The 24,873-nt window shown below is 34.8% G+C and carries 24 protein-coding genes; 21 read left to right on the top strand and 3 right to left on the bottom strand.

The genetic code is table 11. From position 1 onward, the window contains the following. Position 1: 1 nt before the first annotated feature. From GQR94_RS15105 to glk, 4 genes are read left to right on the top strand one after another with little or no spacing between them, the layout of a single operon-like run. Positions 2-691: a 2,3-diphosphoglycerate-dependent phosphoglycerate mutase gene (locus tag GQR94_RS15105; protein ID WP_158976510.1), complete on the top strand. Its 690-nt coding sequence runs from the start codon at positions 2-4 to the stop codon at positions 689-691. Positions 692-723: 32 nt separating this feature from the next. After that, on the top strand, positions 724-1,665 hold the full coding sequence (locus GQR94_RS15100; RefSeq protein ID WP_158976508.1) for a 1-phosphofructokinase family hexose kinase: 942 nt from the start codon (positions 724-726) through the stop codon (positions 1,663-1,665). 22 nt (positions 1,666-1,687) lie between these two features. Next, positions 1,688-2,734 (top strand): class I fructose-bisphosphate aldolase, encoded by a 1,047-nt coding sequence (locus GQR94_RS15095; RefSeq protein WP_158976506.1) that lies wholly within the window; start codon positions 1,688-1,690, stop codon positions 2,732-2,734. 10 nt (positions 2,735-2,744) lie between these two features. Next, positions 2,745-3,818, top strand: a complete 1,074-nt coding sequence (gene glk / locus GQR94_RS15090) for a glucokinase (RefSeq protein ID WP_199271485.1) — start codon at positions 2,745-2,747, stop codon at positions 3,816-3,818. A 98-nt stretch (positions 3,819-3,916) separates the two neighbouring features. Here glk and GQR94_RS15085 read toward each other — a convergent pair whose 3' ends face one another. The 3 genes from GQR94_RS15085 to GQR94_RS15075 form a co-directional block, all read right to left on the bottom strand. Beyond that, entirely contained in the window at positions 3,917-4,348 is a 432-nt protein-coding gene (locus GQR94_RS15085; RefSeq protein WP_158976504.1) for a hypothetical protein, read from the bottom strand. A gap of 51 nt (positions 4,349-4,399) precedes the next feature. Further along, positions 4,400-5,179: a universal stress protein gene (locus GQR94_RS15080; protein WP_158976502.1), complete on the bottom strand. Its 780-nt coding sequence runs from the start codon at positions 5,177-5,179 to the stop codon at positions 4,400-4,402. A gap of 143 nt (positions 5,180-5,322) precedes the next feature. After that, positions 5,323-5,976 (bottom strand): WG repeat-containing protein, encoded by a 654-nt coding sequence (locus GQR94_RS15075; RefSeq protein ID WP_158976500.1) that lies wholly within the window; start codon positions 5,974-5,976, stop codon positions 5,323-5,325. Between the two features lie 302 nt (positions 5,977-6,278). On the opposite strand from GQR94_RS15075, the gene GQR94_RS15070 reads away from it, so the two are divergent. The 17 genes from GQR94_RS15070 (at position 6,279) to GQR94_RS14990 (ending at position 24,697) form a co-directional block, all read left to right on the top strand. Continuing rightward, positions 6,279-6,632, top strand: a complete 354-nt coding sequence (locus tag GQR94_RS15070; RefSeq protein WP_158976498.1) for a carboxymuconolactone decarboxylase family protein — start codon at positions 6,279-6,281, stop codon at positions 6,630-6,632. A 25-nt stretch (positions 6,633-6,657) separates the two neighbouring features. Next, positions 6,658-7,050, top strand: coding sequence for a hypothetical protein (locus tag GQR94_RS15065; RefSeq protein ID WP_158976496.1), 393 nt, complete (start codon positions 6,658-6,660; stop codon positions 7,048-7,050). A gap of 456 nt (positions 7,051-7,506) precedes the next feature. Continuing rightward, positions 7,507-8,985, top strand: coding sequence for a TolC family protein (locus GQR94_RS15060; RefSeq protein ID WP_158976494.1), 1,479 nt, complete (start codon positions 7,507-7,509; stop codon positions 8,983-8,985). 6 nt (positions 8,986-8,991) lie between these two features. Then, positions 8,992-9,966 (top strand): HlyD family secretion protein, encoded by a 975-nt coding sequence (locus GQR94_RS15055; RefSeq protein WP_158976492.1) that lies wholly within the window; start codon positions 8,992-8,994, stop codon positions 9,964-9,966. A gap of 4 nt (positions 9,967-9,970) precedes the next feature. After that, positions 9,971-11,158, top strand: coding sequence for an ABC transporter permease (locus GQR94_RS15050; RefSeq protein WP_158976490.1), 1,188 nt, complete (start codon positions 9,971-9,973; stop codon positions 11,156-11,158). Then, positions 11,155-12,354, top strand: coding sequence for an ABC transporter permease (locus tag GQR94_RS15045; RefSeq protein ID WP_158976488.1), 1,200 nt, complete (start codon positions 11,155-11,157; stop codon positions 12,352-12,354). The genes GQR94_RS15050 and GQR94_RS15045 overlap by 4 nt, the downstream gene beginning before the upstream one ends. A gap of 354 nt (positions 12,355-12,708) precedes the next feature. Continuing rightward, positions 12,709-14,310 (top strand): oleate hydratase, encoded by a 1,602-nt coding sequence (locus GQR94_RS15040; RefSeq protein ID WP_158976486.1) that lies wholly within the window; start codon positions 12,709-12,711, stop codon positions 14,308-14,310. Positions 14,311-14,561: 251 nt separating this feature from the next. After that, the gene (locus GQR94_RS15035) at positions 14,562-15,068 is read left to right on the top strand and encodes a hypothetical protein (protein ID WP_158976484.1); all 507 of its coding nucleotides are present in this window, start codon (positions 14,562-14,564) and stop codon (positions 15,066-15,068) included. A 17-nt stretch (positions 15,069-15,085) separates the two neighbouring features. After that, entirely contained in the window at positions 15,086-15,652 is a 567-nt protein-coding gene (locus GQR94_RS15030) for an HdeD family acid-resistance protein (protein WP_158976482.1), read from the top strand. A gap of 135 nt (positions 15,653-15,787) precedes the next feature. After that, on the top strand, positions 15,788-17,728 hold the full coding sequence (locus tag GQR94_RS15025) for an oleate hydratase (protein WP_158976480.1): 1,941 nt from the start codon (positions 15,788-15,790) through the stop codon (positions 17,726-17,728). Between the two features lie 190 nt (positions 17,729-17,918). Continuing rightward, entirely contained in the window at positions 17,919-19,184 is a 1,266-nt protein-coding gene (locus GQR94_RS15020) for an NAD(P)/FAD-dependent oxidoreductase (RefSeq protein WP_158976478.1), read from the top strand. Between the two features lie 148 nt (positions 19,185-19,332). Beyond that, positions 19,333-19,791 carry a redoxin domain-containing protein gene (locus GQR94_RS15015; protein ID WP_158976476.1) on the top strand — a complete coding sequence of 153 codons (459 nt, stop codon included), beginning with the start codon at positions 19,333-19,335 and terminating at the stop codon, positions 19,789-19,791. An 11-nt stretch (positions 19,792-19,802) separates the two neighbouring features. After that, entirely contained in the window at positions 19,803-20,318 is a 516-nt protein-coding gene (locus tag GQR94_RS15010; protein ID WP_158976474.1) for a DsbA family protein, read from the top strand. A gap of 25 nt (positions 20,319-20,343) precedes the next feature. Next, entirely contained in the window at positions 20,344-22,080 is a 1,737-nt protein-coding gene (locus GQR94_RS15005) for a thiamine pyrophosphate-dependent enzyme (protein WP_158976472.1), read from the top strand. 47 nt (positions 22,081-22,127) lie between these two features. Beyond that, on the top strand, positions 22,128-22,763 hold the full coding sequence (locus GQR94_RS15000) for a DUF2238 domain-containing protein (RefSeq protein ID WP_158976470.1): 636 nt from the start codon (positions 22,128-22,130) through the stop codon (positions 22,761-22,763). 152 nt (positions 22,764-22,915) lie between these two features. Further along, positions 22,916-23,392 carry a Dps family protein gene (locus GQR94_RS14995; protein ID WP_158976468.1) on the top strand — a complete coding sequence of 159 codons (477 nt, stop codon included), beginning with the start codon at positions 22,916-22,918 and terminating at the stop codon, positions 23,390-23,392. A 21-nt stretch (positions 23,393-23,413) separates the two neighbouring features. Beyond that, positions 23,414-24,697, top strand: coding sequence for a DUF1566 domain-containing protein (locus tag GQR94_RS14990; protein WP_158976466.1), 1,284 nt, complete (start codon positions 23,414-23,416; stop codon positions 24,695-24,697). Positions 24,698-24,873 lie beyond the last annotated feature (176 nt).

Raw genomic sequence — 24,873 nt, 5'->3', positions numbered from 1 at the left:
CATGGGAAAATTAATATTGGTTAGACATGGAAAAAGTTTGTGGAATGTGAAAAATGTTTTTACAGGATGGACAGACATTGACTTGGCGCCAGAAGGAATTAATGAAGCAGAAGAAGCTGGAAAACTGATCAAATCAAATCTTATAGACATTGATATTTGCTTTTCCTCATACCTAAAAAGAGCGATCCGAACAGCATGGATTTTACTAGAAACTGCAGAAATGATGCATGTAGATTGCAAATATAGTTGGAAGTTGAATGAAAGACATTATGGTGATTGGCAAGGAAAGAATAAAGACGAAGTATTAAAAGAGGTTGGGGAAGAATTTTTTTTGAGTGTTCGAAGAGGTTACGATACTCCTCCCCCTAGCCTATCTATATACGATAAAAGAAATCCTGAATTTGATGCGAACTATAAGGCTTTAGATCCATCGGTACTCCCCTTGGGGGAATCTTTAAAAGATACTTCAAAAAGAGTAGTAAATTACTTTTTTGAAGCTATTGCTCCTGAACTCGCCAAGGGAAAAACTGTTTTGATAGCTGCACACGGAAATTCATTACGCGCACTTATTGAATACTTAGAGCATATCTCATCTGATGAAATTGCAAAGATAGAAGTGGCTACTGGCATTCCGCATATGTATGAGTTTGATGGTAAGTTAAATGTAATAGACCACTATCAATTAAAATAAAACAAATAATTAGTGCTAAATAAACGATTAAAATGGCTCGTATAATAACGCTTACCGTAAACCCAGCAATTGATAAAAGCACCACTGTAGATGGGATTGCCGCCGATACTAAATTACGTTGTACCCAACCCACCTTTGATGCAGGAGGCGGAGGAATTAACGTATCTAGGGCCATTCATAAACTAGGGGGTTCATCGCTTTGCAGCTATTTTGCTGGTGGACCTGCAGGAGAATTTTTAAAGAAACTCTTAGATGAACAACATATAGAACAATCGGTAATTCCAATTGAGGGGTGGACACGTGAAAACCTTGCGGTAACAGATACGAGTACCAACCAACAATACCGATTTGGAATGCCAGGTCCGGCTGTAAAGGAAGTAGAATGGCAAAACGCATTACAACAATTAGAACTTCAGCTCCAAAAAGGTGATTATCTAGTAGCTAGCGGAAAATTACCTCCCAATGTACCGGACGATTTTTATGTAAAAGTAAGCCGAGTCGCTGAAAAGAAAGAAGCATTATTTATTCTGGATACCTCAGGCGAAGCACTGATGAAAGCTGCCAAATCAAAAATTTATATGCTAAAACCTAACTTAGCAGAATTAGGTGCTTTGTGCGGAACTACCTCTATTACAGACTTAGATTTGAAATCATTAGCTACGCAATTTTTAAAAAATCATGATTGTCAAATTCTTGTAGTTTCTCTAGGTCCAAAAGGAGCATTATTAGCTACTAGCACAAAAATGGTACATGTACCCGCACCTGTAGTACACCAAAAAAGCACTATTGGCGCTGGAGACAGTATGGTCGCTGGTATGGTCATGAGCCTAATTTGGGACAGATCTTTAGCAGATATGGTTCGCTATGGCGTAGCCTGCGGAACGGCAGCCACAATGCATCACGGCACCCAATTATGTATTAAAAAAGATGCGGATAAACTGTACGATTGGATCAAAGATCAAAAACCGATTTAAGAAACAACTTAAAATACGAACTATGGAAATTGAAAAATATTTAAAAGAAGAAACTTCCTATTTACTAGACCACGTCTGCGGTACCATTTCCAAAGATAAAATTCACCTCCCTGGCCCTAATTTTACGGATCGGATTATGGCATCATCAGATAGATCTAACCGCGTATTAGGTAGTTTGCAACAGCTATTTGATCATGGCAGGCTTGGAGGTACAGGGCATCTTTCTCTTTTACCGGTTGATCAAGGTGTAGAACATTCTGCAGGAGCTAGCTTTGCACCAAACCCTGAGTATTTTGACCCAGAAAATATTGTAAAATTAGCTATTGAAGGTGGGTGTAATGCCGTAGCATCAACCCTAGGTGTTCTCGGTGCCGTTTCTAGAAAATATGCCCATAAAATTCCTTTTTTAGTAAAATTAAATCACAACGAATTACTATCATACCCAAATACCTTTGATCAGATTTATTTTGCGCAAGTAGAACAAGCTTGGAATATGGGGGCTAAAGCAGTGGGTGCTACAATTTATTTTGGCTCTCCTGAATCTGATAGACAAATACAAGAAACAACTAAAGCTTTTAAACGTGCACACGAATTAGGCATGGTTACGGTTCTATGGTGTTACCTGCGCAACGATGCCTTTAAAAAAGATAAAGATTATTCTCTAAGCGCAGATTTAACGGGACAAGCCAACCACCTTGGTGTGACAATCGAAGCGGATATTATCAAACAAAAACAACCCAGTAACAATGGTGGTTACCTTGCGCTGAAAGATTTTGGAAAAACTAGTGCTCTTGTCTATAGCCAACTGACTACCGATCATCCTATTGACTTAACCCGATACCAAGTTGCTAATTGCTATATGGGACGTGCCGGACTTATTAATTCTGGTGGTGCTTCTGGCAAAGATGATTTTGCTGCAGCGGTACGTACAGCTGTCATTAATAAACGCGCTGGTGGTATGGGATTAATCTCGGGAAGAAAGGCTTTTCAGCGCCCAATGAAAGAAGGTGTTAAGTTACTTCATCTTATACAAGATGTTTATTTAGACGCGTCCATTACCATAGCCTAAAAACACCATTATGAAAATGACGGAGAACTACAATTTACCGCTACTCACTAAACCGCTAATTCCTTTAGCTGTAGGGTTCAAAAAGAAAATAGGTTATAAAAACGGCACCGTATTGGCAGGTGATATCGGAGGAACTAAAACGAATCTTGCACTTTTTGAATTTAAAGAAGGTCAGCTTTTTATAATCAAACAAAATTCCTACAAAACAAAAAAACATACCTCCTTACTGGAAATCATAGAAGACTTTAAGGTTAAAGAAATACCAGAAATAGATAGTATCTGCTTTGGTGTTGCTGGCCCCATAACCAAAGGTAAAGTGCATGGCACTAATTTTCCTTGGGATATTGATACCGAAGAACTCATTAAAAAACTTCAATTAAAATCAATTTTTTTAATAAATGATATGCAAGCTAACGCATATGGTCTAGCTACACTTGAAAAAAAAGATTTAGATTGCTTAAAATATGGCTCAGAAATACCAGGGAACGCGGTTATTATTTCTCCAGGCACAGGTCTAGGAGAAGCGGGTTTGTTTTGGGATGGAACAGCATACCACCCTTTTGCCTCTGAAGGTGGTCATTGCGATTTTGGCCCGAGAAACGATTTTGATCTTGAAATTTGGAAATATTTTCAACAAAAATATGGACATGTAAGTTGGGAACGTTTATTATCAGGACAAGGCATACGGGACACCTACCAACTGATACGTAATGTAAGTGGCGAAAAGGAAACTGATGCCTTTAAAGCAAGAATAACAAAAGAAGATCCGGCTGCTGTTATTACAAAAATGGCCTTAGAAGGATCAGATGTAGTTTGTAGAGAAACACTAGATCTCTTTGTTCGGTTTTTGGCTATAGAAACTGCTCAACTTGCTTTAAAATTTAAGGCTACTGGAGGTATTTATATTGGTGGAGGAATTATGCCTAAGATTATCAAAGGGATGAACCGTGAAGTATTTACAGATAATTTTATGCAGTCTGGACGAATGAATTCACTCTTACAAATGGTACCCGTAAATGTTATTCTCAATGAGAACACCGCTTTACTCGGGGCAGCGTACTATGCTGCAATGTTACTAGAATAGAATGTCCTCATTTTTAAACATAAAAGCTAAAGTTCTTAACCCGTTAAGAACTTTAGCTTTTTAAGTAGTTTTACAACTAATTCTATACTTGTTTCAAGTTATAATTTAGCTGTTTCAACATCAAATTCGATAACTTTAAAAAGTTGCCTTCTATTTCCTCTCATATTTTCTATAAATTGGAAAATAGCTTCCTCTAGCTCCATATGTTCTGTCCTAAATTCTTTTTGATTATCGTTGTCTTTCGTACTCATTAATACAGATAGATGAACTAAATGTTTGTCTACACGCTCTAATAAATCATCACAATCTCTCGTGTCTTTTAAAATACTCTCCCCGACTTTGCGTATGTTTTCCAAATCTGTTTGTGCCTCTATCCATAAGAAATATTTATCCTCCAGATGCCTTAAAAACTTAAGGTCATCTTTGTAAAATAAAAGATCTGATTTCCAATGTTCTGTTAAAATATATAATTTTTGCCAATTGTCATTTTCTACAAAATCGCTTTTTGGTCTGTTGCTAAAAAATTTCATCTAGTATCTTATTTTAAGAAATAATAATTTTGCTTATATGTTGCATAGTACCTATTCCAAAACAAGTATGGGAACTTTAGAATTTAAAATTAACAATTCTGTTAGCTGCTTTTCTGTAGCGTTATGCTTCTTGTTTTTACTTTTAGGAAGAATGGTTACAAGATCAATTTCATTTTTTATACCATAGGTATTAATACCATCTAAAATATCATCGTTTTTAATAAATACACGCTCTTCATAGAATGACTCAAGATAGTATTCAATAGCGTTCTCATTCTTTTCTTCCTCTTTACTATACCCATAAACTACAGGCTCATTCTCAATAGTCAATACATGTACCTTTGCTTTACATTTACGAGCAATCATTAAGAGTGTTCCTAACTTTTTAGTATTATCAATCTCTTCTCTTCCTATAACTAAAGCTATATTGGCAAGATTATACGCTACATAATTATAAGGAATAACCATAACCGGACATGTACTTTTTAAAACAAGATTAATCGTTTTTTCATGTTGTCTATTCCCCTTTCTATCCGCACATCCCATTATGATAAGGTCTATCTTATTCTTTTTCCTAATTTCAAGTAACGTTGTAATAAGTGCTCCTTCTTGAATGATCCATTCTAATTTATTTTGCAAAACACCGCTATATTCCTTCTCTAACTTTTCGAAATTTCCAGGCTCCAACTCAAGATTACTATTTCCTGAAACATACGCCAATATAATTTTTATATCGTCAAACCTACCTACAAAGCTTATGGCATATTTTAGTGCCTTTTTTGATGCCTCCGTAAAATTGAATGGTACCAGTATTGTTGAAATTTTATCCATGCTGTGTGTCTTTACATATCGCTTTTAAAAGCCATATAATTAATTTTTAGATTTCGATTTTCACTTATTTAGTTCCTTAATTACCCGCTATTGAATAAAAAACTTCGTATAATCCATCTTAGGAGTTATTAAGCCCTGAAATATTAAAGTTTAGGCTTAACAATGTTCCACGTATTGGTTTTATCTTTCACCATTAATAGTTTGTCCGAAATCATAGAAGCATGTATTTCTGGTAATTCATACAGTTTTGTTGACATGACAATACCCTGTCTTTCCTGTATTGGCCATAACATTTCACCCTTTGTATTTACGACTACTTCTGTAAAGTCATATTCATAAATTCTCAATTGATAAGGATTCTTACCACGCAAGACTTTTTTCTCGTAGATACCTATGGTACGGCCATCATTAAATTGACTTACGTTTAAAAATTCTGCAGGTATCACTATAGTTCCTTTTTCATCTATAAAACCATACCGAGTTATACCATCTTCTTTCACTACTTTTATAGCGCAAAGTCCATTCTTAAATTGAGGATAACCAAGATTTTCTACGCCAAGCTTAGCTGTATTAGGGGTTTTGTTCCAAACTAAATCTCCTCTAAAATCAATAACCAATATGCCATCTTCATCAATAAAACCCCACTCATTTCCTTTTTTAACAGCTGTTAAACCCTCGCTAAAAGACCCTATTTGATCCAGTCCCGAAACCGTAGGTGTATTAATTTCTTCAAGTGTTTGTGAACTACCTATCATAGGTATTGACAACAATAACGTAATAATAAATAACCGTTTCATTTCTATTTGTTTTTTATATTCAACCAAAGGTATATTGCCCTTAGGAATTTTTAAATGACTTGGGTCAGTTGTTAGATTAAATTAAAAAATTCTTAAAACAAAAGCATTTTCTATAATCCATTATATATAGATAAACTACTAGAACTACTTTACCTTCTTCTTATATTTTATATCACTATAAATTTATTTAGGGCACTGATTTAAATCATGTTTACCCACGAGGATTTAAAATAACTTTGAATATGATTTAGGCATATTAGAAAGATTCTTCAAAACATTTTAAACTTTTAAAACATGAAATCATGATTAAAGACCATTCAAAAAATTATAATGACCTTACGCAACTTGTAAAAGAATTGGGAACAAATATACCCGAAACCATTGGAGGTTTTAACAGTCTGCATAAAGCCAGTACTGCAGAAGGTGTACTTTCTTCCAAAACAAAAGAACTCATTGCTTTAGGTATTGCCATTACGGTTCGCTGTGATGGATGTATTGCTTTTCATGTTCATGATGCAATACAAGCTGGTGCACTCTCAGAAGAAATTATAGAAACTATAGGTGTAGCGGTCATGATGGGTGGAGGTCCTGCATTAATGTACGGTTGTGAAGCATTAGAAGCATTAAATCAATTTGCAATATTAGAAGATAACTAGATATATAATTAAAACATACAGTATCATGAAAGAAGTAAAAGAAGTAATTAACAATTCAGATTTACATTTTGAACACAAACTATGGAAATCTGAACTTGAATTTTGGAATGATGAATTAAAATCTTTCAAAAACAGATTAGCGGAACTAGTAACACGTTGGACGGATAAAGACGTACTTGCAAAGTTAGAACATTATCAAAATGAATTTCTTCTTCATGAAGGGGTAATAGAAGATATGGAAGAGACGATTGAGGAGCATGAAATGAATATATCTGGCCATAGTGATGAAAATCACGAATCTATGGATGTAGCCATGGTGAAAAATCACCTAGAACTTCGTAAAAAAATGGAAACTCAACGACAAATTTATGCAGATCTAAAAAAAGATTTCTTTAAATTCTTATCTAAATACATGTAATTGATTCATACAAGATTACATGTAAAAATAGGCTCCTATAATTTTTAAATGTTTAACGTCCTCATAAACCTTGGTTTTGAGGACGTTTTTGGTATATAATGGTGTTTTAAGGTGCTAAATAATAATAATATATCAGGAACGTATTTTTTTAAAAAAATTACCAGTTGCTTTCTTGTAAAATACTTAGGTTTCTAAGAAGAATAGTAGTAACCATTATTTTAAATACACTATTAACGAAGCTAAGCTTAAGTTTATTGGCAGGCTCTAAAATTGCAAAAAAACTCATAACCTATACTTTTGTCTCCTTTATTTTAATCGGTATTATCTGCATTAGTATCAGTAAAGCCTAGTGCTAAAAAAATAAAAATTATTTTGCGCGATATGATTTAGGTCATCCAATTTCTTCTCAAAGCAAACCACCTTTGTATAGAATAAAGAGTAAACTTTCGTAAACGGATGAAAGATCTAGAAAATACAAGATGTAAAGTGCTATTTACAAGAATCATTTTTCTATTTATGATACTTCTTGTATCTCATGTAAATGCACAAAAACAACAAATAAGTATTGCTGAAGCATTGGAACTCAGCTATGGCAACAATGAAAAAATTAAGCAATACAATGAGCGGGTACAACAAAAAATATACGAAGACAAAGCAGCAAAAGGTAACTTTTTACCTTCATTAAATTTATTGGGAGGATATACCTACCTCAGCGAAAATTTAGAGGTGAACACCTCACAGATTTCAACCTCACTAGATGATTTGGGCGGCAAGTACGGAGCTGCTTTTATTGCTGCATATGGCGAACAAATTGGATTGTCTGGTGTGAGCACAGAAAGTGCTTATAGTACTTTGGTAAGCGTATTAGGCCAATTTCCTTCTTATCCGAATATGGAGATAGACAACCAGCAATTTCCTACTGCAGCACTAACGGCCACACAGCCACTATTTACTGGAGGCAAAATAATAGCCGCTAAAAAATATGCCAAAGCAGAATTAAACTCCGCAGATATAGAACTTAGACAGGTAAAATATGAAATTGCAAACGAACTTATTAAACGTTATTTAAATGTAGTTCTAATAAAGCAAGTTGTAAAAACTAGGCAAGAAGTTTATGAGGGAATGTTAAAACACGAAGAACAAGCCGCTCGAGCTATTGAATTAGAAATTCTACCTCAACATGTATTATTAAGAGCTAAGGTTGCTGTTGCTGATGCTCAGAAAGACTTGAATAATGATCTGAACCAAGAAGAATTAGCCACCATGGCTTTACGCACTACTATGAACTTAGCAGATAGTGTCCAATTCACGGTGATGGATAGTATTGCTTATAAAGACCTTTACCTAGATTTTGAAGAATTGTTGACTACAGCATATACCAAACAACCCATTTTAAATTTGATTGACCAAAAAGAGGAAATGGCCAAACAGGCATTGGCTTTAGAAAAATCCAAGTTTATGCCCAACATAGCAGCTTTTGGTACTTATAATATGTTCCGTGACGAACTTCCTATCGTTCCGCCAGAATTCATTGTAGGGGTTCAAGCCCAAATAAATCTCTTTAATGGATTTAAAGACATCAACCAACTGAAAGCAAAAAAACATTTAGAAAAAGAAGTAGAAAATGCAAAAAACTATGCCGTAAAGCAGATTCACTTGCTGGTACAGTCTAACTACGTTACGGCACGTAATCAACAAAAACTTTATAACAGCTTATCGGCTACAGTAGATTTGGCGAAAGAGAATTTACGAATCAACACCAGAAGGTTTGAGGAAGGTCTTGGCAAATCAATAGATGTAATCGATGCCTCCCTTTTGTACAAAAAATCTAAAATAGAACAAATAGTAGCCCTTAATGGATACTACCAAGCTATTGCCAACCTATATACGGCCGTAGGAGAACCAGAAAAAATGATACCGTTTATCACTAAATAAACCATTATGAAAAAAGCATACTTAACATTAGCTATACCTATACTGATTATCATCTTTGCTATTAGCTACTTTTTCATAAAAGCGAATAGTGTAGAAGAGACTGTATATTCAGGTATGCTAGAGACCACTGAGGTAAATGTTTCTTCAGAAATTTCAGGAAGAGTACTTAGTTTACTGGTAGAAAAAGGAAGCAATGTAGAAAAAGGAGAAATATTGGCCACTTTAGAACCCGATGTTTTAAATGCTAAAAAAGGTCAAGCAGAAGGTATGGTAAAAGCTGCACGTTCCTTATTTAATAAAGCTGAGTATGGTGCCAGAAAAGAAGAGATAAATGCGCTTCAAAACCAATATCAAATGGCTAAAAGTCAATTTGACTTTGCCGAAAAAACATATAAAAGATATCAAGCTCTTTATGCCGATAATATTATTTCAAAACAAGAAATGGATGAACTCCAGTTTAAATATGATGCTGCAAAAGAACAAATGAACGCTGCCAAATCTGTTTGGGAAATGGCAAAAAAAGGAGCACGAAAAGAAGACATAAGCGCTGCATACGGAAGTTATGAAAGCGCTAAAAGCGCTTATAATGAAGTAGAAGCTTTTTACGATGAACTAAAAATTGTTGCTCCTACGGCAGGTGTTATTAGTAATCAAATTGCCGAGGAAGGAGAAGTAATGGCTGCCGGTTATCCTATTGTAACCATACAAATTCCTGAAAAGGTCTATGCTATTTTTAATGTGAGGGAAGATGACCTTGCTGATTTTAAAATGAACCAAGTCTACAAAGCCACAGTTCCTGGCCTTAGCAACGAAAAAGTAGATTTTAAAGTAAGCTACATAGCACCAATGGCTGATTTTGCTACTTGGGTTCCTATTAAAGCTAAGGGAGAATATGACCTAAAGACTTTTGAAGTACATCTAAAGCCTCAAGACCGTATTTTGGAGTTAAGACCAGGTATGTCAATTCACATTCACAAATAATACTATGTTAAGCAACTGGGGTTTATATCGTGTTTTAAAGCGGGAAATGTTGCGATTAGCGCATCAAAAATCTACGCGAAACCTATTCATTATTATTCCTTTTATAGTATTTTTTCTTCTTGGAGCTATTTATTATAAAGGAGCGTTGAGAGAAGTACCTATTGCCGTTTATGATAACGACAACAGTACTATGAGTCGCACCTACATTAGACTTCTAGAAGCTTCAAGCACATTTAAGATTACCCATTACATGTCATCTGATGAGGATCTTAAAAACGCTTTCGTAAAAAATAACGTACAAGGCGTATTTTACATTCCAAAAGATTTTCACAAAAACGTATTAAAAAAAATACCGGTACAGATAAAAGTATATAGCAACGCTACAAATATTGTTTTTGGCAACCTTATTTATCGATCAGCCGTACAAGTTACACAATTAGTAAGTGGCTCCGTTGTAGTCAAAAGAATGGCTCCTTTGGGTATCGATTCCAGTAAAATATCAGGGACGGTTTTGCCTATACAGGTTAATTCACGAATTTTAGGAAATCCACAATACAATTATAGTTATTACTTAATTCCAGGTCTTGCCATTGTATTGTTGCAAATGATCGTATTTATTGCTGCGTCAAGAGCATTTAATAATGAATGGAAAAAGAACACGTATCAAGAGCTATTTACAGTTTCAAAAGGTAATTTTTTATCTATGCTATTTGGAAAATACATAGCATATCTCGTATATAGCCTTGGTTTATGTGGTATAGTCTTGGCTTTAATGTTTCCCTTTTTCGGAATTCCGATTTATGGAAATTTAGGAAGCTTATTGGTACTCCTTTTTCTTTTGATTACTACTAATATATTTCTAGGTTTCGGTGTGTCATTACTATTTAAAAGTGAACTTATAGCACTAGACCTAGCTATAATTTACAATTCACCAGCTTTTATATTTAGCGGATTTACTTTTCCTATTTGGGCCATGCCTTGGTTTAATTCTATGTACGCCCAAATTATGCCATTCACTCATTTTCTAACGGGTTTTCTCAAAATATTTCAGTTAAATACACCATTTCATTTCATCTGGCCGGAAATTTGGAAATTACTTGTATTTCTATTGGTTGGGTTTGTTTTGATTTTGGGAGGAGTAACACTTAATAGAAAACTAATTTTTCCTATTCATAAAACAGCTGCCATATGAACCTAAAAATCATCTGGAAATTAATAAAAAAGGAAGCGCTTCTCATTTTTAATGATAAGAGTATATTTCTAGTTTTATTTGCTGCTCCCCTATTCTACCTGTTTTTAGTGGGTACTACCTACATTAAAAAAGACGAAGAAAAAGTAAGTGTTGGTGTGGTTGATATGGACCATACAAAAAGCAGTAGCGACTTTTTGAATAAGCTAAATGCTACTCAAAAAATAGCATTAACCCATACATATACTAGTCTTCTAGAAGCTAATAATGGCATTTCTAGTTTTGAGGTGCAAGGCTACGTAAACATTCCCAACGGTTTTGAAAAAAAACTTCTAGAAAAGGAAAGCTCTGCTATTGGTCTTGTCCTGAACAATACACGTTTTTTACCTTCAAATGATATTAATAAGACCGTAAATATGGTCGCCTTGGATTATGCCGTAAAATCAAGAGAAAAATTCTTTGAATCAAAAATGATCACTCCAAAACTGGCACGCAGAAATTCAGACCCTGTAGCCATTCAAGTAAATGCCGTGTACAACCCAAATAATAATTATGGCGATTTTTTATTACCATTCTTGCTAATTTTAATTTTACATCAGATGTTACTTATAGGTTTATCTGAAAGTGTGGCATCAGATACTGAAAAAGGACTTATGCGAATCGGTTTTGATGAAAGCGAGAATAACTTTCTAAATTATATGATAGGAAAAACAGGAACGTATTTCTTATTATTTATGGCGTATATCATTCTGGTGTTTTTAGTACTATTTCCATTTTTTGATTTACCATTTCATGGAAATTTACTAGTACTCTTAAGTATCTCTTCTGTATTTCTTTTAGCTACTTTACTTTATAGTTGGTTTATAGCCTCCTTCTTCTCCTCAGAGACAGGTGCTATGGAAGTCATTGCTTTTTCCTCTTACCCCGTATTTCTAATTACAGGTATGACTTGGTCTATTGATGAAATGCCCTTATTTGTTCAATACTTATCAAACCTAATTCCATTAAGACCATTTTTTGTAATTATCAAGAAGTTGGTTATTATGGGTGTAGATAGCCATTTTTATCTGAATGAAATTATACAGCTTCTAGTTTTATTGATGGTAGGTTATGTGGTGGCTTACTTTAGATTTCGTTTTTTGCAAAAAAGAGAATTTAAAATAAAAAGCACTACTCCAATTGTAGTATCTAAAAACTAAGGAATCTTTATCAAAAAAAAACCCATCTGCCATTCCATAATTTCTTCTCAAAAAACAAGAGCATAAATAGCTATTTTGCTCGCTATTTTATTAAAAATAAATTGTGCTTTTTTTGTCCACCTGACCTAGGTCAGCTTATACCATAATGTCTTCCCATAACTTTGAATACGGATTTTTTGAGTAGTCTTTTGCTAAAGTACAATTGCAAACTTAAGAGCCGTATTAAAAATAAACATTTAAAAAAATAGTGGTTCTTAGGGTAGCAAGAAAAGGCAAACAAGGAGTTAATTATGTTAAATAATAGGTGCAGATAAACTAAGAAACACAGCAAATAACAATCTAAAATAATTTATTATGAATATTCAAAATAAAGATAGAAAAGCATACTTCATAGGTGGCGGAATAGGATCACTTGCTGGTGCTGCATTTTTAATTCGCGATGGCGGCGTAGCCGGAAATAATATTACAGTTTTTGAAAGTTTGCCTGTTTTAGGCGGTAGTTTAGATGCTGGAGGAAATGCTGAGCAAGGCTATACTTTACGTGGTTCTCGAATGTTAACCTTAAATATTTATGAATGCACATGGGCTTTGTTTGATTCCATTCCGTCACTTACAGATCCTAACACCTCCGTTTATAAAGAAACAGTTGCTTTTAATGAACGAATAAAATCAAACTCAAAAGCACGTCTCATTGACAAGAACCGTGCAATTGTAGATTCGTCTAAACTTGGCTTTTCTATGATCAACCGTGCAGAACTTCTTAAGCTTAGTGAGGCAAGTGAAGAAAAACTAGGAAATAGTTCTATTTACGATTGGTTTTCTCCTTCCTTTTTTGAAACCAACTTTTGGTTTATGTGGCGCACAAGTTTTGCATTCTCTCCATGGCACAGTGCTGTAGAGTTTAAACGATATCTACATAGGTTTATGCAGGAGTTTCCTAATGTAGAAACAATGACGGGAGTTAAGCGTACCATCTACAACCAATATGACTCAATGATTCTTCCTTTACAAGTTTGGCTTAAATCTCATGGTGTAAACTTTTTACGAGAAAGTACGGTAACAGATTTAGATACCGAATATGGTTTAGACAAAAATACAGGAACTGAAAAAGTAGTTGTAAAAAACCTTGCTTATGAAAACAAAGGAAATAAAGAAAGCATAAGAATCAATGATGGCGATTTAGTATTCTATCAAAATGGTTCAATGACCGATGCTTCTAGTTACGGATCCATGACAAGCGCACCAAAACACTTTACAAAAGAAGATAGCCAAGGATGGGTATTATGGGAAAAACTAGCAAATAAATATCCTGGATTTGGTAGACCTGAAGTGTTTAATTCTAACATAGCAGAATCTTTCTGGGAATCTTTTACAATTACTTTAAAAGATACTGCATTCTTTGATCAGATGGAAAAATTATCTGGAAACAAAGCAGGAACAGGGAGTCAGGTTACCCTTAAAGATTCTAATTGGTTTATGAGTTTTTCATTGAATCAACAGCCGCATTATAAAGATCAACCCTCCAATGTACAAGTGTTTTTTACCTACGGATTGCACCCTGATCGGGTTGGTAATTTTGTTGGTAAGCCAATGACAGAATGTACTGGAGAAGAAATTATGCGTGAATTATGTGGACATTTAAAATTCGATTATGAAATTGTGTTTGCAAATGCAACATGTATACCCTGTAGAATGCCGTATATCACCAGTATGTTCATGCCTCGTTTAAAAACAGACAGACCACTACCTGTACCAAAAAATTCAAAAAACTTAGCATTTATTAGTCAGTTTGTAGAGATTCCAGATGATGTAGTATTTACCGTGGAATATTCCGTTAGAGCTGCTCAGATGGCCGTGTATGAATTACTAGATCTTGATCTTGAAATTCCGCCAATAACCAAATTTGATAAAAGTGTTAAGGTAGAACTAGAAACAGTAATGAAAGCTTTTCATTAAATAATTAGAGGACTAATACTTAAGTCTTTAAAATCGATATACAAAATTACTAGTCTCAAAACTAAGATGACAAAATTCTAAAATCAATAGTGACTGGTAGAAAGCGTTAAGTATTAAGTTATTCATAATCATGGGGCTAAGAACCATTAGGACGCAACATAATACCTCGTTAAACATTTTATTATATAAAGATGAACACTAAAATTAACGGAACAATAGTATTGTCCCTCAAATAGAAACATTAAAAAATTATGAAAACAAAAATAAACATGTTATCAATGGCTTTAATAGCCCTTATGGCAGGAACGATAGTAACTAGTTGTGGCGAAAAATCTAAAAAAGAAATGAAATCTGCAAAGGAAAATATGGGCGAAGCAGGCCAAGACCTTAAAGAAGCTGCAAGTGATGCCACAAAGGAAAATAAGACCCTTGTAGAAGCAAATTGGAAGAAATTTGAAAGTGAATCGGAACTCGTTATTGCTAACACGGAAACACAAATTAAAAATCTTCGGGAAAAAATGGCTACATCAGCCAAAAACGAGCGTGAAAAAATGAACGCTGAACTAGATAAATTAGAGCAAAAAAATAATAATCTGAAAGAAAAGTTAGCTGAACGCAGTAAAAGGTTCAAAGAAAACCTAATTGAGTTCAACGAAGATGCTGAAGAAAGTGAAAAGTCATTTGAGCGAGAGTTTAAACATGATACAGATGAACTAGGTACTGCGCTTAAAGATATATTTAAAAATAATGTGAAATAATTTAATGAATAGACATTATGGCAACTACACTATTTAATTCAACACCAGCTACAGTAAAAAACTGGTGGATATCTATTTTAATAGGTATTCTATATGTACTCATAGGAGTATGGGTAATGCTTACGCCAATGGAAAGTTATATCTCTTTGAGTATTATTTTTAGCGTATTTATTCTTATTTCTGGAATATTTCAGATTGCTTTTTCTATTTCCAATAAAGATGAAATGAAAGATTGGGGCTGGTACTTGGTGGGAGGTATTTTAGACCTTATCATCGGTATCTTACTATTAACCCATCCATTGATGACCATGGCTATTTTACCACTCTATATCGGATTTTGGTTATTGTTCCAAAGTATTTTATCCATTGGACTTTCTTTTCAATTAAAAGCTGCTGGAACACCTGGTTGGGGCATGTTATTCTTTTGGAGCATTATTACCCTCTTATTTTCCTTTTTACTATTGGCAAATCCATTTATTGCAGGTTTAAGCATTGTGTACATGACGGCCTTTGCGTTAATAACGGCAGGAATTTTTCGAATATTTTTAGGTATTAACCTTAAAAAAATGAGTAAAAATCTATAATACGGCTTTACTAAAACACCTTAATTAGAGTGTTTCGGCATTACCTACAGGTTTGTCTTAAACCTAATTATTAATAAAATACAATCACTGCCAATAGCTTTACGGGCAGTATCACTTAAAATAAATAGAAAAAAAATGGGAAAAATAACAGAAAAATTCGATAAAGTATTAAATGCATCCCCATTCCCAGGGCAGGTAGATCACGCTCCAGATGCTAGCAAGGAAATAGTACATAATTCTAAAGATCAACCCATGCCTTTTGCAGATCTTACAGGAAATTACCAACGCAATAAAGGTATTCCTGCTAAATCCTATAAAGACAGTAAAGTTTACATTGTAGGTACTGGAATAGCTGGCCTATCTGCCGCATATTATTTTATTCGCGATGGGCACATCCCCGGTGAAAACATTGTTTTTCTTGAAAAAATAGCTGTAGAAGGAGGCTCTCTGGATGGTTCTGGAAATGCTAAAGACGGCTACCTTGTTAGAGGTGGTAGAGAAATGGAAATGACCTATGAAAACCTATGGGATATATTTCAGGATATTCCTGCTTTAGAAATGCCCGCTCCATATAGTGTATTGGATGAATTTCGTTTACTTAATGATAACGACCCTAATTATTCAAAAGCTAGATTAATTCATAATAATGGGGAAATACAAGATTTTAGCAAATTTGGCCTAGACAAATTAGATCAATTAGCAATTGTAAAGCTTTTACTAAAAAAGAAAGAAGAATTAGATGATATGACTGTTGAAGGGTATTTCAGCAACTCATTTTTAAAAAGTAATTTTTGGACTTTATTCCGAACCATGTTCGCTTTTGAAAACTGGCACAGTTTACTAGAGTGCAAATCATATATGCACCGTTTTTTACATCTTATAGATGGCTTTAAAGATCTATCATGCTTGGTATTTCCAAAATACAATCAGTACGATACCTTCGTTAAACCTTTAACAGAACATCTAAAATCTAAAGGCGTTAAAATTCAGTTCAACACCTTGGTTAAAGATTTGGACATACAGATCAATACAGAAGGAAAAGTTGTTAAAGGCATTATTACCCAACAAAAAGATAAAGAAGTAACAATCCCTGTAACTGAAAATGATTTTGTAATTGTGACCACGGCTTCCATGACAGAAGACACCCAATATGGGGATAATATAAATGCTCCTATTAAAGCTATTGATAACGCAACAAGTGGCGAGAGTTCCGGATGGCAACTATGGAAAAACTTAGCGGCAAAATCTACCGAATTTGGTAAACCGGAAAAATTCTGTAGCTCAATTGAAAAATCTTCTTGGGAATCTGCTACATTAACGTGTCGCCCTTCAGCTTTAACCGAAAAAATTAAGGAATACTGTGTAAACGATCCTTATTCTGGTAAAGCTGCTACTGGGGGAATAGTTTCTATCACCGATTCTAATTGGCTGATGAGTTTTACCATTAATCGTCAACCACACTTCCCTGATCAACCAGATGATGTTTTAGTTATATGGTTGTATGCTTTATATATGGATAAAGACGGTAATTATACTAAAAAAACAATGCCGCAAAGTACAGGAAATGAAATTTTATCTGAATTATGTTTTCACATTGGAGTAGAAGATCAAATAGATACTATTATAGAAAAAACCATAGTTAAAACAAGCTTCATGCCATACATAACGTCCATGTTTATGCCTAGAGCTGTAGGAGACAGACCAGAAATAGTGCCCCATGGCTCAAAAAATTTAGGCCTTGTAGGACAATTTGTAGAAACGCATAACGATGTTGTTTTTACCGTAGAAACTTCGGTAAGAACTGCGAGAATAGCTGTTTATAAATTACTGAATCTCAATAAACAGGTGCCAGATATTGCCGCTGGTCAATACGATATTCGTCAGCTATTAAAAGCTGCAAAGGCCTTAAACGATTACAAACCATTCCCAGGAGAAAGTGTTTTAAAACGAGTGCTAAAAAATACCTATTTTGAACATATTTTACCTGTAGGCGAAGAGGATGAAGAGCATCACGACTCCTTTTTTAATGAGCCATTAGAGAAACTTAAGGAATGGGCAAAAGGCTTTAACCGCTAACTTCTAAAGGGATTTGATTATTGAATACGAATTGGAGACCTCCTCCAATAGTGTTCCGCTCTTTTAAAACAATGTTATCGTTTACAAAAATAATCATGTAATCTAAGCAACGTATGAACACGTAAAATCTCTCACGAGGTAGCGATTTACTGGTCGTAAAACAATAAGCAAACTGAATAAAAATCATATTATGAAAAACGGAAAAAGAGTTTTGGTCCTTGGTTGCAATTTTGCTGGTTTAACAGTGGCCCGCTACCTTCATAGCGATGCTGGTAAACATATAAAGATTACGGTTATTGATCGTAAAAATTACATCAACTTTATACCTAATATCCCTATTGAAGTTTTTAATAATAACAATCCAGCAGATACGCTGGAGTTTCAATTTAAGAAATTCTTAAAATCAGATGGAAGTGAGTTCATTCAGGGTGAAGTTGAACATATTGATGCCACTCAAAAAAAGGTATATTTTACGCCTAACGAAAGAAAAGGTTCTGCTCAAGAACACATAGAATACGATTACTTAATTATAGCATTGGGTTGTAAACTGGCGTATGATAAAATTGAAGGATTTGCCGAATTTGGTCATACCTTTTCTGACACTTTTTACGGTAATGAAGTTCGTAATTATTTAAACAATGATTACAAAGGTGGCCACATTGCTATTGGGTCTGATCGTTTTATACAAGGTAAAAGTCCAAAACTTCCTAAAATACCTACTGCATTTGCTGCTTGTGAAGGACCTCCTGTAGAAATAGCATTCTCTATGGCAGATTGGTTAAAAGAACATAAAAAAGGAGACGCAAAGAATATTACGTTGTTTACTCCAGGTGATGTTATTGCAGAAGATGCTGGTAAAGGTATTCTTGACCAATTACTTCCAATGGTATCAGAAATGGGTTATGGTTATAAAACCAATACCGTAGGAATTAAAAGAATTTACAAAGAAGGTATTGCGTTTAAAGATGGAAGTAGCTTAGAAGCAGAAATGAAAATAATCTTTCCAAATTGGGAACCCCATAATTTCATGAAAGAACTTCCATTTGTAGATGATCAAGGCTTTGTTATTACCGATTTATTTATGAGAAATCCCGATTATCCAGAAATTTTTGCCGTAGGTGATGCAGCAGCCGTTACCATACCTAAAATAGGTTCTTTAGGACATATGGAGTGTGAAATTGCATCAAAAGTTATTGCGAATGAAATTCTTGGAAAAGAGGAAAAAATAGATCCATTACACCCTATGCTATTATGTTATGGAGATATGGGTAGCCACAAAGGGTTTTATATGCATACCGATGAATGGTGGGGCGGAAAAACCAGCATCTTAAAAATGGGCTATACCCCGTATATTTTAAAAATGGGTTTTAAAACAATGTATCAAACCTTAGGTGGGAAGGTGCCAAGCTGGGGCTTACCTTTATCTGAAATAGTTGGTGATCACTCCATAATATAAGGTTTAAATTAAGTAATTGATAAATGATACTTAATCGTGCTAAGACACACCCTCCAAACTAAAAAAAAAGTGATTTTATAAAAGATTTAGAGGGGATTTATGGAAAATTATTTGGCTATTAAATAGTCCTTAAAGAATAAAAAAAAATATGTTACAAAAAAACGATAGCGCCCCTAACTTCACATTGTATGCCACACCAGACCAAAAAATATCATTATCTGAAATGATTGGCAAAAATGTAATTCTTGCATTTTATCCAGCAGATTGGAGTCCGGTTTGTAGTGACCAAATGGCATTATATAATGAAACTTTAAAATATTTTAAACAATATGATGCCGAAATATTCGGTATATCGGTTGACAGCAAATGGTGCCATATGGCATTTGGTAAATCTCGGAATTTGCACTTTCCTTTATTGGCTGATTTTGAACCGAAAGGTGCTGTCGCGAAGGCCTATGGTGTTTACGATGAAGCTGAAGGCGAATGCAAACGAGCATTATTTGTAATCAATAAAAGGGGCATTGTTGAATGGAGTTACGTTTCGCCAGCCGCCATTAATCCTGGAGCCGATGGTATTTTAGATGCCCTCGAAAAAATAAAGAAATAAATACGAGTAAAATGAGTTTACATCCCGCAATTAATCATAGCGACCACATCAAAGGAAATTTAAACGCCAGGTTAGAAATTGTAGAATATGGCGATTTTGAATGTGGCTACTGTGGTGCTGCACACCTAATTATAGAAACAATAATGAAAGAATTTGGTCACCAAATTAAATTTGTTTTTCGTAATTTCCCTTTATCAGAAATACACACAAACGCTCGTGAGGCTGCTAAAGCTACAGAAGCTGCTGCTTTACAAGGAAAATATTGGGAAATGCACAACAGTATTTTTGAAAATCAAGAATATTTACAACCCAACGATTTTGTCCAACGTGCAGAAAACTTAGGGTTGGATATTCAAAAGTTCAAAATGGATATGCGACAAAATAATATTGCAGAAAAAATTGATATTGATTTTGAAAGTGGCATTCGCAGCGGTGTTAATGGTACGCCTTCTTTTTTCGTAAACGGAAATAAATTTGACGGAGATGCCTCTAAATTACTAGAATTGATTCAGGAACGTGTAGCTTAACATCTTTCAACATAAAAAAACAATCATGGGAAAAAAAGTAGCAGACCAAATCGTAGAGATGCTGGTAAATAATAACGTAAAAAGAATTTATGCTGTAACGGGTGATAGTCTAAACGAACTGAATGATGCGGTAAGAAGAAGTGGAAAAATTAAATGGATTCATGTTCGCCATGAAGAAGTGGGTGCTTATGCTGCTGCTGCGGAAGCAGAATTGGACGGTCTAGCATGTTGTGCCGGAAGTAGCGGACCTGGTCATGTGCATTTAATAAATGGTCTGTACGATGCCAACCGTTCCGGAGTTCCCATTATCGCTATTGCCTCTACTATTAATACGCCAGAATTTGGTGTTGATTATTTTCAAGCTACAAATACCTATAAATTATTTGATGATTGTAGCGTTTACAATGAAGTGGCCAGTACTCCCAAACAAGTACCACGCATGTTGCAAGCTGCTATCCAAAATGCGGTTCATAAAAAAGGAGTTGCTGTATTTGGTTTGCCTGGTGATGTATCTGCCATGCCTGCTGAAGAAAGTGCAACGTCTATGTATAATTATCATAGCGAAACTATTTTACGCCCTGCAGATAATGAGATGCAAAAATTAGCCGACTTGGTGAATAAGCATCCAAAAATTTCTATTTACTGTGGTATTGGAGCAAGGGAAGCTCATGACGACATTATAAAATTAGCAGGATTACTAAAAGCACCCATTGGATATTCTTTCCGCGGCAAAATGGGGATGCAGCACAACAATCCATACGAAGTAGGAATGACAGGTTTACTCGGTGTTCCATCTGCTTTTCATGCCATGCACGAATCGGATGTCGTGATATTATTAGGAACTGATTTTCCTTACGAACATTTTATGCCCGTAAAAAATAAAATAATTCAGGTAGATGAAAAACCAGAACGCTTAGGGAGACGGGCAAAATTAGAAATGGGATTGACCGGAAGAATAACAGATACCATTGCGGCTCTCTTGCCATTAATCAACGAAAAAGAAGATGCCAGTTTCTTAGATGCTCAATTAGACTTTTATGAAAAAGTGAAAGAAAACTTGAATGTCTATGTAAAAGATGAGGGGTTTGAACATCATATTAGTCCCGAATATGTGGCATCTACCATTGATAAAATGGCTGATGATGATACCGTTTTCACAGTAGACACAGGTATGTGTTGTGTTTGGGGGGCAAGATATATTCACGGTACTGGAAAACGAATCATGTTAGGTTCTTTCAATCATGGTTCTATGGCAAATGCCATGCCTATGGCTATAGGAGCACAATTAGCCTATCCTGAAAGACAAGTTGTTGCATTTTGTGGTGATGGTGGTCTCTCTATGTTATTAGGAGACTTAGCAACGATCAAGCAATACAACCTTCCTATAAAACTAATTGTTTTTAACAACCGTTCTTTGGGAATGGTACAATTGGAAATGCAAGTAGAAGGTTTACCTAATAATGAAACGGAGATGGTGAACCCTAATTTTGAAATGATAGCACAAGCCATGGGATTCAAAGGAATTTCGGTTACAAAACCTGAAGATGTAAAACAATCTTTGGAAGAAGCGTTTGCACATGATGGTCCTGTTTTGGTGAGTGTATTTACCAACCCACAGGCATTAGCGATGCCACCAAAAATGGAATTTGACCAAATGAAAGGTTATGCCCTATCTATGAGTAAAATGATCTTGAGCGGAAGAATGGATGAGGTTTTAGAAATGGTAAAAACAAACTACAAACACATGAAAGAAGTGTTGTAAGTGCTATTTTTTATATTTCAAATAATATAGCACCAACGAGAGAATAAATGAATAAACGAACCGCTAGTCCTGCTAAAAGAAATAAGTTGATTGTTCTTTTTTGCCTTTTTTTTGTCATTGTATGGCTAAATTCTTTAATTGGAACAACAGATCTCTCTAATTGGTATATTGAAAATACCTTAACGGTGATTTCATTACTTTTTTTAATTTTCACTTTCAAAAGATACAGATTCAGCAACTTTAGTTATTTGCTCATCTGTATCTTTTTATGTCTACATGTCTATGGTTCTAAATACACCTATGCAGATAATACCTTCGGATATTGGTTGCAAGATCTCTTTCATTCTCCAAGAAATCAGTATGATAGGTTGGTACATTTTAGTTTTGGCTTTTTGCTCTATTATCCTATGCAGGAATGCTTTTCACAATGGTTAAAATATCCTAAGAGAATTGCATTGTTGTTCCCCATAATGACAACGCTTTCTGTCAGTTGCCTTTATGAAATTATTGAATGGTTGGTAGCCGATGTTTTCTTTGTGGAACAAGGCGTTTCCTATTTGGGCATACAAGGCGATGTTTGGGATCCCCAAAAAGATATGGCTCTTGCTTTTTTGGGTGCAGGTATCGCATTTTTATTTTTCTATGGATATCGCAAAAGCAAGAGTATGAATACTAAAATTTAAATGTAATAAAAGGAGGTTTTATAGTACTGTTTCCTTTTTTATTGGTCTTTTATTTTACGCTCATAATTAAAAGTAGCAACATGATTTAAATCAGCCTAATCACTACGCAATCATGATACCTTTGAGCTATAATTAATTGTAAAATACAAAACATGAAAACACCAAACATAGGTATTTCAGCAGAAAACAGACAAGCTATCGCTGACCAGTTATCAAAAATATTAGCAGATGAATTTGTGCTTTATTCAAAAACGTTGAATTTCCATTGGAATATTGAAGGTCCAGATTTTCATTCAGTACACCTATATCTAGAAACATTGTACGAAGAGCAGCAAGAGGTTGTTGATACGGTAGCTGAAAAAATACGTGCAATAGGTCATTATGTACCTGCAACTTTAGAACACTATTCAAAAATGACACATCTTACCGAAAAAATAAAAGGTAAAAATGATAGTCAAAGTATATTTTCAGAATTGTTGGAAGACCATGAAAGTATTATTATTTTTCTTAGAGAAGAAATAAAACCAATTTCAGACAAATGGCAGGCTGAAGGTATCAGCGACTATATTACTGGCTTAATGGAACAACACGAGAAAACTGCTTGGATGCTACGTTCACATTTAGCATAAGTTAAATTAAACAGAACCATTATGAAACGGATTGTAAAACCTAAAAAAAAGACATCAATCGTATTCGGGTTTTGTTGTGTTCTCATAGTCATTGTTTTGTTATTGAGCTCTGGTAAAAACTCAAGGCTTAATAGTATTGTACAAAATGACAAGAGTAATTTAGATTACCCTATTATTGGTACAAATCAGACTAAATTCTACGACAACAGTACTGAAATTAAAGCACCAGCTATTGGTGATGATTTTTATGGGCAAAATGCAAATTACCCTGGTAACACCCCTCAATACAAAGATAATGACGATGGTACGGTAACTGATCTAGTTACGGGTTTAATGTGGCAGCAGAGCCCCGACACAAATGGCGATGGAAAAATTACGGCAAGTGATAAAATGACTTATAAAGAGGCAGCAGCTGGTGCTGCTTCTTTCAAATTAGGTGGCTATACAGATTGGCGATTGCCTACCATTAAAGAACAATTTTCTTTGATAATTTTTAGTGGTGTTGACCCTAGCGGTTATAATTCAAAATCATTAGACGGATTAATTCCTTTTATAGATACCGATTATTTCAAATTCGCTTACGGAGACACTAATGCTAGAGAACGTATTATAGATTCTCAATACGCTAGCTCAACCATGTATGTAGCTGGAGAACTATTATTTGGTGTTAATTTTGCCGATGGTCGTATAAAAGGTTACGGATTAAAGATGCCATTTGGTCCTGGTGATAAAACGTTTTTTGTAACCTATGTAAGAGGGAACAAGAATTACGGTATCAATAATTTTGAAGATAACGGCGATGGCACCATCTCAGATATGGCCACAGGTCTTATGTGGATGCAAAACGACAACCAGAAAGGCGTATTATGGCAAGAAGCATTAAACTATGCCGAAAACTATGAATTTGCAGGGTATTCTGATTGGCGGTTGCCCGACGTAAAAGAGCTACAGAGTATCGTTGACTATTCCCGTTCCCCTAACACTTCAGAATCCGCCGCAATACACCCACTTTTTAATTGTTCTGAAATTGAAAATGAAGCTGATCAGAAAGACTATCCTTTTTATTGGTCTAGTACAACACATTCTAACTGGTCTACTGAGGCAAAAGGTAGAAACGCATCTTATGTTTCTTTTGGTAGGGCCATGGGATATATGGATGGTAAATGGATGGATGTACACGGAGCAGGTGCGCAGCGTAGTGACCCAAAAATTGGTGACCCTAAAGATTGGCCCAAAGGCCACGGCCCTCAAGGTGATGCGCAAAGAATCAATAATTATGTACGGTTGGTTAGAGATTTATACTAGCAACTCAACTAATGCAAGACATGATTATTCTATGTAATACATACCGGGACACAGTTTTCTAAAATTAATAAAAACAAAAATAGATTATAACATCTAGTTTACAGAGAACTAAAGGTCATTTATTGAAAACTAAAATTTACAGTTGAATTATTACTAATATTTATACTATAAAGATT

This window comes from Cellulophaga sp. L1A9, from assembly GCF_009797025.1.
Taxonomy (GTDB): Bacteria; Bacteroidota; Bacteroidia; order Flavobacteriales; family Flavobacteriaceae; genus Cellulophaga.
This window is presented reverse-complemented; position numbering and strand designations above follow the sequence as displayed.

Bases quoted from the DNA above. Each gene is read 5' to 3' on its own strand.
- GQR94_RS15035 (WP_158976484.1), top strand. From the start codon at position 14,562: ATGAAAACAAAAATAAACATGTTATCAATGGCTTTAATAGCCCTTATG.
- GQR94_RS15000 (WP_158976470.1), top strand. From the start codon at position 22,128: ATGAATAAACGAACCGCTAGTCCTGCTAAAAGAAATAAGTTGATTGTT.
- GQR94_RS15095 (WP_158976506.1), top strand. From the start codon at position 1,688: ATGGAAATTGAAAAATATTTAAAAGAAGAAACTTCCTATTTACTAGAC.
- GQR94_RS14995 (WP_158976468.1), top strand. From the start codon at position 22,916: ATGAAAACACCAAACATAGGTATTTCAGCAGAAAACAGACAAGCTATC.
- GQR94_RS15085 (WP_158976504.1), bottom strand. From the start codon at position 4,348: ATGAAATTTTTTAGCAACAGACCAAAAAGCGATTTTGTAGAAAATGAC.
- GQR94_RS15050 (WP_158976490.1), top strand. From the start codon at position 9,971: ATGTTAAGCAACTGGGGTTTATATCGTGTTTTAAAGCGGGAAATGTTG.
- GQR94_RS15010 (WP_158976474.1), top strand. From the start codon at position 19,803: ATGAGTTTACATCCCGCAATTAATCATAGCGACCACATCAAAGGAAAT.
- GQR94_RS15020 (WP_158976478.1), top strand. From the start codon at position 17,919: ATGAAAAACGGAAAAAGAGTTTTGGTCCTTGGTTGCAATTTTGCTGGT.
- GQR94_RS15005 (WP_158976472.1), top strand. From the start codon at position 20,344: ATGGGAAAAAAAGTAGCAGACCAAATCGTAGAGATGCTGGTAAATAAT.
- GQR94_RS15055 (WP_158976492.1), top strand. From the start codon at position 8,992: ATGAAAAAAGCATACTTAACATTAGCTATACCTATACTGATTATCATC.
- GQR94_RS15025 (WP_158976480.1), top strand. From the start codon at position 15,788: ATGGGAAAAATAACAGAAAAATTCGATAAAGTATTAAATGCATCCCCA.
- GQR94_RS15105 (WP_158976510.1), top strand. From the start codon at position 2: ATGGGAAAATTAATATTGGTTAGACATGGAAAAAGTTTGTGGAATGTG.
- GQR94_RS15015 (WP_158976476.1), top strand. From the start codon at position 19,333: ATGTTACAAAAAAACGATAGCGCCCCTAACTTCACATTGTATGCCACA.
- GQR94_RS14990 (WP_158976466.1), top strand. From the start codon at position 23,414: ATGAAACGGATTGTAAAACCTAAAAAAAAGACATCAATCGTATTCGGG.
- GQR94_RS15075 (WP_158976500.1), bottom strand. From the start codon at position 5,976: ATGAAACGGTTATTTATTATTACGTTATTGTTGTCAATACCTATGATA.
- GQR94_RS15030 (WP_158976482.1), top strand. From the start codon at position 15,086: ATGGCAACTACACTATTTAATTCAACACCAGCTACAGTAAAAAACTGG.
- GQR94_RS15060 (WP_158976494.1), top strand. From the start codon at position 7,507: ATGAAAGATCTAGAAAATACAAGATGTAAAGTGCTATTTACAAGAATC.
- GQR94_RS15040 (WP_158976486.1), top strand. From the start codon at position 12,709: ATGAATATTCAAAATAAAGATAGAAAAGCATACTTCATAGGTGGCGGA.
- glk (WP_199271485.1), top strand. From the start codon at position 2,745: ATGAAAATGACGGAGAACTACAATTTACCGCTACTCACTAAACCGCTA.
- GQR94_RS15070 (WP_158976498.1), top strand. From the start codon at position 6,279: ATGATTAAAGACCATTCAAAAAATTATAATGACCTTACGCAACTTGTA.
- GQR94_RS15100 (WP_158976508.1), top strand. From the start codon at position 724: ATGGCTCGTATAATAACGCTTACCGTAAACCCAGCAATTGATAAAAGC.
- GQR94_RS15065 (WP_158976496.1), top strand. From the start codon at position 6,658: ATGAAAGAAGTAAAAGAAGTAATTAACAATTCAGATTTACATTTTGAA.
- GQR94_RS15080 (WP_158976502.1), bottom strand. From the start codon at position 5,179: ATGGATAAAATTTCAACAATACTGGTACCATTCAATTTTACGGAGGCA.
- GQR94_RS15045 (WP_158976488.1), top strand. From the start codon at position 11,155: ATGAACCTAAAAATCATCTGGAAATTAATAAAAAAGGAAGCGCTTCTC.